The following is a 3,232-nucleotide window of genomic DNA, read 5'->3' on the forward strand; positions in this document are numbered from 1 at the left end:
GGCGGCACCAGCCACGGCAGCCAGCACGGCCACGGCACCGCAGGCCCGCCCTTCCCTGTCCAGCGCCATCTTCGGCGGCGACTTCTGGCGCCTTACGCGCGACCACCTGTGGCTGGTGGCGGTGTCGGTAGGCATCGCGGTGCTCATCGGCATTCCGCTGGGCACGCTGGCCGCGGCGCGGGCGTGGCTGGGCCAGGGCATCCTGGGTTTCGTCGGCCTGCTGCAGACCGTGCCATCGCTGGCGCTGCTGGCCGCGCTGATCCCGCTGCTGGGCCGCATCGGCACCGTGCCCGCCATCGTGGCGCTGAGCCTGTATGCCCTGCTGCCCATCGTGCGCAACACCGCTGTGGGCCTGCTGCAGGTGCCGCAGGGCACGCGCCAGGCCGCCGTGGCGCTGGGCATGACGCCCGCGCAAAGCTGGCGCTTGGTGCTGCTGCCGCTGGCCCTGCCGGTCATCGTGGCCGGCATCAAGACCGCCACGGTGATGACCGTGGGCACCGCCACCATCGCCGCCTTCATCGGCGCAGGCGGCTATGGCGAGCGCATCGCCCAGGGCCTGGCGCTCAACGACGGCACCACCTTGCTGGCAGGGGCCATCCCCTCGGCCGGGCTGGCGGTGATCTTCCAGGTGGTGTTCGAGGTGGTGGAGCGGATTTTTCGGCGCCAGGGTGCGGCACCCGGCTGATGCGGCCCAAGTAAAAGCGCCCCGGGCGTGAAATGCGTCACACCGCGCCGCTCGCGTGGCCGCTGGCCGGTGCTTCAATGGCGGCTTCGCCACCGCACCGCCCGCATTGATTGCACTGCCCCATGACCACCTACACCAGCCACTGGCACCAGGCCGCAGCAGACAACGCCCAGGGCCCCCTGCTGATCAAGATCACGCTGCTGCCCCATGGCTACGACGGCCATGCCTACTGGAAGCGCCAGGAGGCACGCGCCTCGGACCGCGAGTTCAGGATGGTGGAGGACCTGCGCCTGGACCCCGAGGGTGGCCCCCAGGCCGTGCTGCAGCGCCTGGTGGACCTGCGCCAGGCCCTGGCCCGGCAAGGGTGGCAGGAGATCGTCGTGCACGACAGCCTGACCCTCTTCCCCAAGAACCTGCTGGACCACCGCCCCAAGACCGGGGACGAGTGCCTGATGGACCTGGCCGCGCTGTACACCGAATGCAGCGACCACGAGAACGCCCTGGCCGCCCTGCAGCGCTGCCGCCACAGCGAACAGGCGTGGTACTGGCGCACGGCGGCCCGGCGCGCCCACGCCAACCGGGCACGCGCCAACCCGGGCCCGGGTGCGGACGGCGACTGGGCCGCAGCCGTCGAGCACGCCATGTTCATCATCCACCAGGCCGCAGACACCGACGCCGCGCAGCCGCACGCCATGTACAGTTTTGGCGACAGCTACCGGCACACGGCTTCGCAACTGGCTGCGGCCGCGCAGACCGTTGCCGAGTACCTGCTGAACATCGCCGGCGACCCTGAGCAGGCGATGCAGGCCCTGGCCATCGCCGATGCCACGAACCATGGCACCTCTCAGCTGCAGCAATTGAAGGTGACGGCGCTGCTGCAGCTGGACCGCAGCACCGAGGCCTACGAGACGCACCTGAAGTGGCGCCTGCAGATGCCCGAGGTGCTGGAATCGCCCGGCTACCGGGACTTTATCGAACGCCAGCAGACCCAAGCACGCGACGCGCAGAGCCAGCGGATCAGCCAGCTGCGCTTTGACTTCTCTACGGGCACCCCGGCCTCCGAAAGCGAACTCGAGCAGCTGCTGCGCCATTTTCAGCAACCCTCCCATGCCTACCTGCAGTGGATCAGCCAGGCCGAGCGGCACCAGCTCACCGTGGCCGATGGCGAGAACGAGGAGACCTACACGCTGTTCAGCATCCCGGCCGCCCTCGACAAGCACGAAGAGCTGCTCGGCTGGCTGGCGCTGCACGACGAAAGCTCACCCGAGCTGGCCGAAGAGATACGCAGCGCCATCGCCGACAGCGGCATCGACCCGCGCCACATGCTGCCCATCGTGGGCGACGCGAACTCCTCGGACTGCTTCCTGCTGCGCACGCAGGGCCCGGGCGCGGGCGGCATCTACTTCTGGGCGCATGACGAATGCACCGTGTTCAGCCCCATCGTGGACAGGGCCGACCAGCTGTTCCCCTGGCTGCAGGCGCAGGCCAGGGCGGGCTCGACCTTCGTGCTGTAGGCGCGGTCGCCAGCCAGGCCCAGCCGTGAGGGGGCCGGTGGGATAGTCCCTCCCCGCGCAGTTCCAGCGCGCCAAAAAACCCTTCTGAGAATCCGCTTCCCGCGGTATGGTGGCTGCCGTTGACCGCCGCCATCCCAGGATTCACATCGTTCGCAAGCCCTGTCGCCGCATCGGTGCGGCGTGCAACGGCGCTGCCTTGGAACTTACCCAGAGGGAGAATCGCCATGGACAAGATGACCATCGCCACCCGGCTCGCAGTGGCTTTTGCAGCGATGGTGCTGCTGCTCATGGCACTGGGCGCCACCAGCCTCGTGCGCTCTGCCGACCAGCGCTCCGAGCTGAGCGATGTCATCGACACGCGCGTACCGATCACCAAGGCGCTCGGTGTGCTGGCCAACAGCGTGAACACCCAGGCGATCCAGTTCCGCAACCTGGTGCTGTTCAACTCCGAGCCCATCGCCCGGTCCGCCCACGAGCAGATCGCCTCGTCGCGGGCCACCACGGCCGACCAGTACAAGCTGCTGGACACGCTGATCTCCTCGCCCAAGGGCGAGGAGCTGCTGGCCACCATGCTCAAGGCGCGTGCCGACTTCTACCGCCATGGCGACGAGTTCCTGGCCCTGGTGCAAAAGGGCCAGAAGGACGAGGCCACCAAACTGCTGGAAGAAAAACTGCGCCCCATCCAGCTCGACTACCAGAAGGCGCTGCGTGACCAGGTGGAATTCCAGGCGCACCTCACCGACGAAGCCGGCAAGGAAGCCGAGGCCGCCGCCGCGGCCCTGCTGCGCGACGTGCTGATCGCCGGCGCACTGGCCATCGCCCTGGCGATCTTCCTGGCCATCACCATCATCCGCTCCATCACCCGCCCCCTGGCCCAGGCCGTGCAGGCGGCTGACCGCGTTGCCGCCGGCGACCTCAGCGGCGACATCGTCGTGCAGTCCCGCGATGAGACCGGCCACCTGCTCAGCGCCCTGCAGCGCATGCAGCAAAGCCTGGTGGCCACCGTGACCACGGTGCGCGGCAACGCCGAGAG

Annotated in this window: 3 protein-coding genes; all 3 read left to right on the forward strand. The window is 68.9% G+C overall.

The window, feature by feature from the left end; genetic code table 11:
• Positions 1 to 685 (forward strand): ABC transporter permease (locus tag PMI14_RS06725; RefSeq protein ID WP_007851742.1); only part of this gene is annotated, 685 nt, incomplete at its 5' end.
• Positions 686 to 807: 122 nt separating this feature from the next.
• A complete protein-coding gene (locus tag PMI14_RS06730) occupies positions 808 to 2,199 on the forward strand; it encodes an SMI1/KNR4 family protein (RefSeq protein WP_007851744.1) in 1,392 nt (463 codons plus the stop codon).
• 224 nt (positions 2,200 to 2,423) lie between these two features.
• On the forward strand, positions 2,424 to 3,232 hold an 809-nt coding region (locus tag PMI14_RS06735; RefSeq protein ID WP_007851745.1), incomplete at its 3' end, for an MCP four helix bundle domain-containing protein.

Origin of the sequence: Acidovorax sp. CF316 (genome assembly GCF_000276605.1) — a bacterium.
Classification (GTDB): domain Bacteria; phylum Pseudomonadota; class Gammaproteobacteria; order Burkholderiales; family Burkholderiaceae_C; genus Acidovorax.